6 protein-coding genes are annotated in these 5938 nt (G+C 68.1%); 2 read left to right on the forward strand and 4 right to left on the reverse strand.

All coding sequences use genetic code 11. From position 1 onward, the window contains the following. Window positions 1-134: 134 nt before the first annotated feature. The 4 genes from NX784_RS28585 to NX784_RS28600 all read right to left on the reverse strand — a co-directional run bounded on the left by NX784_RS28585 (window position 135) and on the right by NX784_RS28600 (window position 4329). Complete coding sequence (locus NX784_RS28585) at window positions 135-980, reverse strand: alpha/beta fold hydrolase (protein ID WP_258820062.1); 846 nt, start codon at window positions 978-980, stop codon at window positions 135-137. Between the two features lie 9 nt (window positions 981-989). Further along, window positions 990-1919 (reverse strand): AraC family transcriptional regulator, encoded by a 930-nt coding sequence (locus tag NX784_RS28590; protein ID WP_258820063.1) that lies wholly within the window; start codon window positions 1917-1919, stop codon window positions 990-992. Continuing rightward, complete coding sequence (locus NX784_RS28595) at window positions 1903-3333, reverse strand: aldehyde dehydrogenase family protein (protein ID WP_258820064.1); 1431 nt, start codon at window positions 3331-3333, stop codon at window positions 1903-1905. The genes NX784_RS28590 and NX784_RS28595 overlap by 17 nt, the downstream gene beginning before the upstream one ends. Before the next feature lie 105 nt (window positions 3334-3438). Further along, window positions 3439-4329 (reverse strand): LysR family transcriptional regulator, encoded by an 891-nt coding sequence (locus NX784_RS28600; protein ID WP_258820065.1) that lies wholly within the window; start codon window positions 4327-4329, stop codon window positions 3439-3441. Between the two features lie 94 nt (window positions 4330-4423). Between NX784_RS28600 and NX784_RS28605 the strand changes: the two genes are divergently transcribed. Then, window positions 4424-5431, forward strand: a complete 1008-nt coding sequence (locus NX784_RS28605) for a YeiH family protein (protein ID WP_258820066.1) — start codon at window positions 4424-4426, stop codon at window positions 5429-5431. A 39-nt stretch (window positions 5432-5470) separates the two neighbouring features. Beyond that, window positions 5471-5896: a VOC family protein gene (locus NX784_RS28610; protein ID WP_258820067.1), complete on the forward strand. Its 426-nt coding sequence runs from the start codon at window positions 5471-5473 to the stop codon at window positions 5894-5896. Window positions 5897-5938: the final 42 nt, after the last annotated feature.

Here is a 5938-nt window from a genome sequence, read left to right on the forward strand (position 1 = left end):
TGTATTCGGTACTGCCTTGCTGCGTTTGCGAAGCGTTGTGTTCGTCAGCAGCAGAGAAGCGAGATTATGCAGTAATGCGCGGCCGTCGTCAACAGCTTTTTCGCATCACCGCGACGCGGAATTCGGCGTCGCGGCTACGGCACGGCATGCTCGCGCAACCACGCCAGCGCACGCGGCGCCGCGCTTAGTATCGAGAGATGTCCGTCCTCGGGTTGCAGCCACAACGCGGCCGCTGGGCAATGTCGCGCCAGCCACTCGCCGTGACTGCTCGGCACCATGCGGTCCTGGCCGCCATGCAGCAAGAGCACCGGCCGCGTAATCTGCCCACAGTCGAACCCCCAGGGCGTCACGTAGGCCACGTCGTCGTCGACCAGCCCGCCCGGGCCATTGATCAGCGCCGGCCCGACCACGCTGTCGAACCAGGACCACGGTCCCGCCAGCGCGACCCAATCGGCCTCGGTGAACAGCGCACGGTCGAATTCCGGATGCGCGGCCTCGTGAGCGGCCTTGGCCGCCCGTCCCGCGCGCGCCGCGCGCAGGCCCGCCGCGCCGGACGGCCGCATGCCGGCAAACCAGTCAAGTCCTTCCGCATCGAACGGTGCAAGCCCGGCCATGCTGGCGACGGCCAGTACCCGCTCGGGAAGCAGCGCCGCGCACGCCAGCGCATGCGGACCGCCGCCGGAGTGCCCCATGACGGCAAACCGGTCGATGCCGAGACGGTCCGCGATACGAACGACGTCGTGGGCCGCCGATGCGACGTTGCGGCCTTCGTGCGGCGTCGAACCTCCGTAGCCGGGCCGATCGTAACCGAGCCAACGCAGGCCCAGGCGGGCGGCGTCGGCGAACAACGGCTCGGGCGGCCGGCCGATGTTCGGTGTACCGTGCAGCCAGAAAACGGGCAGGCTGCCGTCATCGGACGGCCCCTGGTCATAGAAATGCAGCGTGCGACCGTCGTCCAGAACCAGGTCCGCTTCGATCATCGAGTTCTCCTAGGGCTGGGCCGCAACAGGCTGGCGGCGCAACTGCTCCGCGTCCTTCAGCGGCGGCGCGCCAAACAGGCGGCGGTACTCGCGGCTGAACTGCGACGGGCTTTCGTACCCGACTTCATACGCCACGCTGGCCGCCTCGACGTCGCCGCTCATCAGCATCTTGCGCGCCTCCAGCAGACGGACCTGCTTCTGGTACTGCAAAGGGCTCATCACCGTCGCGGCCTTGAAGCGGCGATGCAGCACGGAGGGACTCATGTGCACCGTGCGCGCCAGTGCGTCGATGCTCAGCGGCTCGTTGTAATGCGTGCGGATCCAGTGGATCGCGTCGCCCACCGCGCGTTCGCGCTGCCCGCCGACCGCGCCGCGGCTCATCGTCGCGCCGCCGGGCGCCGTCACGAGGTGATAGATCAGCTCCTGTTTGAGCAGGCGCCCCAGCACGGGCACGTCGCGCGGTCGCTCGAGCAGCCGCAGGAAGCGCACGAAGACGTCGAGCATGGCCTCGTCCGCGCGTTCGACCGTGACCACGGGCGGGTCGGCGTCGCCGCCCGCCAGCTGCAGCCGCATCTCCAGCACGAAGGCCGCCACCTCTTTCGGATCGACGTCGACGCGGATGCCGTAATACGGCGCCGCCTCACTCGCGCGCGTCACCTGGCCGGACACGGGCATCGCCATCCCCGCCTGCACATAACATCCGGGCCCGTAGCGCAGCACCTGCTGGCCGACGAGCATCTCCTTCTCGCCCTGCACGAGCAGGCAGACGGATGGCGACAGGATGCCGCGTCCCGCCGGCGTCGGCGCGGGCCGCCGCACGAGCCAGAGCCACGGCAGATCGGTGGCGAGGTCCAGCGAACCTGCACCGGCGCCTCGCATCGCTTTCTCGACCAGGCCGCGCAACCGGTCGAGGGCGTGCAGTTCAGAGTCGTTTGTCATGGCCCATGATGGCTTTGGGTTCGAGATAGGTGTCCAGGCCGAAGACGCCGAATTCGCGTCCCAGGCCGGACTGCTTGAAGCCGCCGAACGGGGCCTCCGGTGCATCATACAATCCATTCACGAACACGCGCCCGGCCTGGATCTCCGCCGCCACGCGGTTCGCGCGCGCGAGGTCGGCACCGAACACATAGGCGTGCAGTCCATACGGCGTATCGTTGGCGATGCCGATCGCGTCGTCGTCGTCGCGGTACGGAATGATGGACAGCACAGGGCCGAAGATTTCCTCGCGCGCGATGGTCATATCGTTGCGGACATCGCCGAACACGGTGGGTCGCACGAAATAGCCGCGCTCGAGGCCATCCGGCCGACCCGGACCGCCGGTCAGCAAGGTCGCACCTTCCTCGATGCCTTTGCGGATGTATGCCTGCACCCGCTCGTACTGCGTGCGCGTGACCATCGGGCCCACGTTCACGCGCGGATCGCGGGTCGGGCCGACGACGAGGTCGCGGAACGCCCGCACCGCCAGCTCGTGCGCTTCGCCGACGCGATGCCGCGGCACCAGCAGGCGCGACCCCGCGATGCACGCCTGGCCGCTGTTCATCACCGCGGCCTGCGCCGCCAGCGGCATCGCCTTGGCGAAGTCGGCATCGTCGAGCAGGACCGTCGGCGATTTGCCGCCCAGTTCCAACGTCACGCGCTTCATCGTGTCGACGGCGCCGCGCGCGATGGCCTTGCCCACCGCGGTCGATCCCGTGAACGAGATCTTGGCGATGTCGGGATGGCGCGTGATCTCCGCGCCGACCACGTCGCCACGGCCCGTGACGATGTTGAAGAGACCGGGCGGCAGCCCCGCGCCGTGCATCACGCGGGTGATGAGTTCCGTCTGCGCGGCACTCAGCTCGCTCGGCTTGATGACGGACGTGCTGCCGGCGGCAATCGCCATCGCCAGCTTGCTCGCGATGAAACCGATGCTCGCATTCCACGGCGTGATCATGCCGACGACGCCGTGCGGCACCATCGTCACGCGCGCCCCGCCGACCTCGCGCTCGAACGGGTACTCGGCCAGCAGGCGGCGCGCGATCCCGAACGATGCCGCGGCGCGGCGCGCGGTACCCGTCGCCATCGCCATCGTGCCGCCATATTCCGCGACGATCACGTCGACGAGGTCCCGTTCGGCGGCGGCCGCGGCATCGTGCAGGCGCTGCAGCCACGCCATGCGCCGCTCGCGGGTCGTGCGCGACACGGCCGGATACGCCGCCTTCGCCGCGGCGATCGCGCGCTGCGCGTCGACGGCGTCGGCCAGGATCACGGTGGTCGTTTCGCGCTCGGTGGCCGGGTCGAGCAGCACGAGCGGCTCGCGTCCGTGCGGGGTGACGAACTGGCCGTCGATGTAGATGGTGGCTATGGACTTCATGGCTGGACTCCTCGTGAACGATGCATCCATCATAGGAGTCCGCATGCTTGCAGCGGTAGCAGGATACTGACGAAGGATTGCCTGATCCTGCCGATCGCGCGCGGATCAGGCAGCGGGGCCGGCGTGCACCAATTCCTCGAATGCCCGGGCCGCGCGGCTGCGATAACGCTGGCGGTGGCGCAGCAGGAAGAAATCGCGCGGCGGCAGCGTCACGCACACCTTGGCGAGCAGACCGGCCGCGATGTACGGCGCCGCCACCAGTTCGGACAATGCCGCCACGTCGCTGCCGCTCATGACGGCCGCGCGCACGGCTTCGTTGGACGGCAAGGTCAATGCGATGTGCAGCGCGGCCAGGTCCACGCCCTGCGCCACCAGCATCTCTTCGAGCACGGAGCGCGTGCCCGATCCGGGTTCGCGCATGATCCAGTGCGCCGCCTGCAGATCGCCCGCCGTCAGCTTGCGCTTGCGCGCCCACGGGTGCGCGGGCGCGACGACGATCGCCATGCGGTCCTGCCCGATGCTGTCGACGGCGAGCGCCGCGTCGTCGACGGCACCCTCCACGAGACCGAGATCGGCCGCACCGTCGCGCACCGCGTCCGCCACGGATTGCGTATTGCCGACGTCGAGCCGCACCTCGATCTGCGGATGCGTCGCGCGAAAGCGCACCAGCAACGGCGGGAGCCAGTAGCTGGCGATCGTCTGGCTGGCCTGCAATGCGAGCGCACCGCGCGCGAGACCCGCCAGTTCGACCAGCACTCGTTCCGCGCCGGCGGCGCGGGCCAACGTGGCGCGCGCTTCGTCGAGGAAGACGCGTCCCGCCGCATTGACTTCGATGCGCCGCCCCACGCGATCGAACAAGGGCGTGCCGTAGCGCTCTTCCAGCGCGCGGATCGACGCGCTGACGGCGGACGGTGTCAAGGCAAGGACGTCCGCGGCCTGCGTCAGATGCTGGCGTTCGGCGACGGCGACGAAGATACGGAGCTGGTCGAGAGTCATTATTCGATTTTATTGCATGAATCGTGCGCAATTTTAAGATGGACCGAACGGTCTTGTCGAGCCGATACTGCGGGCTCGATCAAGGAAACACGACATGCACCATAAAATCCTCCCGCTGGTACCTGGCCTGTGCCTCAGCGCTGCCGTCACGGGCGCTGCCGTCGTGCTGGAACGGGCCGAGACCGCGCTCTTCGGCCGCGCATGGCTGGAGAGTCTCGTGCTCGCGATCGTGCTGGGGAGCGTCGTGCGCACGGTGATGCCGATTCCCGCCGCGTGCAACGCCGGCGTGCGCTTTTCGGCGAAGGTCGTGCTCGAGGTGGCGGTGCTGCTGCTCGGCGCGTCCGTCAGTGCCGGCGCGATCGTCGCGCAAGGCTTGCCGCTGCTGGGCGGGATCGCCGTCGCCGTCGTGCTGGCGATCGCGTTCAGCTACGCTGTCGGCAGGCTGCTGCGGTTGCCGCACGAGCTCGCCGTGCTGGTCGCGTGCGGGAATTCGATCTGCGGGAACTCGGCCATCGCGGCCGTCGCACCCGTCATCGATGCGGACGGCGAAGACGTCGCCTCGTCGATCGCCTTCACCGCGGTGCTGGGTGTCGCCGTCGTGCTGGCGCTACCGCTGCTCGACCGGATCCTTGTCCTGACGCCGCTCCAGTACGGCGTCTTCGCCGGCATGACCGTGTATGCCGTGCCGCAGGTGCTGGCCGCGGCGGCGCCGGTATCGCAAATCAGTCTGCAGATCGGCACGCTCGTGAAATTGGTGCGCGTGCTGATGCTCGGCCCTGTCGTGCTTGGGCTGTCGTTATTGCGGCGCCGCGGCGGGCGGACGCAATCGCTGCCAGTCGCGCAACTCGTCCCGTGGTTCATCGTCGGCTTCCTCGTCCTGATGACGTTGCGCTCCGCCGGCGCGTTGCCGCACGCGGTGCTCGGCCCCGCGCATGCCGCGTCCGGATGGCTGACCAGCATGTCGATGGCGGCGCTCGGCCTCGGCGTCGACGCGCGCGCTGTCTTGCGCGCGGGCGGCAAGGTCACGACGACCGTCGTCGTGTCGCTGGTGGGGCTCGGTGTGATCAGCTGGGGGTTGATCGTCCTGGTGGGGATCCGCTGATACACTGGGTCTTTACTCATCGACCACAGCGGAGCCCGCATGCAGCAATCCATCGTCCATATCGCCCTGGTGGTACGGGATTACGACGAAGCCATCGACTTCTACGTCAACAAGCTGGGTTTCGACCTGCTGGACGACACGTACCAACCCGTGCAGGACAAGCGCTGGGTCGTGGTCGCGCCGGCGGGCGGGGCCGGCACCACGTTGCTGCTGGCGAAAGCGTCGACACCCGAACAACAACCGTTCATCGGCAACCAGGCGGGCGGCCGTGTTTTCCTGTTCTTGAATACCGACGATTTCTGGCGCGATTACGAGCGCTTGCGCAGCCAGGGCGTGACGTTCGTGCGCGAGCCCAAGGAAGAGGATTACGGCACGGTCGCTGTATTCACAGACCTGTACGGGAATTTATGGGATTTGCTGCAGTTGCGAGCCGGGCATCCGATTGCGCGGCGTGTGGGCAAGTAGAAAGCAAAAAGCCCGCTCAGACTGAACTGAGCGGGCTTTTCT

Origin of the sequence: Massilia pinisoli (assembly GCF_024753285.1) — a bacterium.
Lineage (GTDB): Bacteria > Pseudomonadota > Gammaproteobacteria > Burkholderiales > Burkholderiaceae_D > Telluria > Telluria pinisoli.

Bases quoted from the DNA above. Each gene is read 5' to 3' on its own strand.
- NX784_RS28605 (WP_258820066.1), top strand. From the start codon at position 4,424: ATGCACCATAAAATCCTCCCGCTGGTACCTGGCCTGTGCCTCAGCGCT.
- NX784_RS28600 (WP_258820065.1), bottom strand. From the start codon at position 4,329: ATGACTCTCGACCAGCTCCGTATCTTCGTCGCCGTCGCCGAACGCCAG.
- NX784_RS28595 (WP_258820064.1), bottom strand. From the start codon at position 3,333: ATGAAGTCCATAGCCACCATCTACATCGACGGCCAGTTCGTCACCCCG.
- NX784_RS28585 (WP_258820062.1), bottom strand. From the start codon at position 980: ATGATCGAAGCGGACCTGGTTCTGGACGACGGTCGCACGCTGCATTTC.
- NX784_RS28610 (WP_258820067.1), top strand. From the start codon at position 5,471: ATGCAGCAATCCATCGTCCATATCGCCCTGGTGGTACGGGATTACGAC.
- NX784_RS28590 (WP_258820063.1), bottom strand. From the start codon at position 1,919: ATGACAAACGACTCTGAACTGCACGCCCTCGACCGGTTGCGCGGCCTG.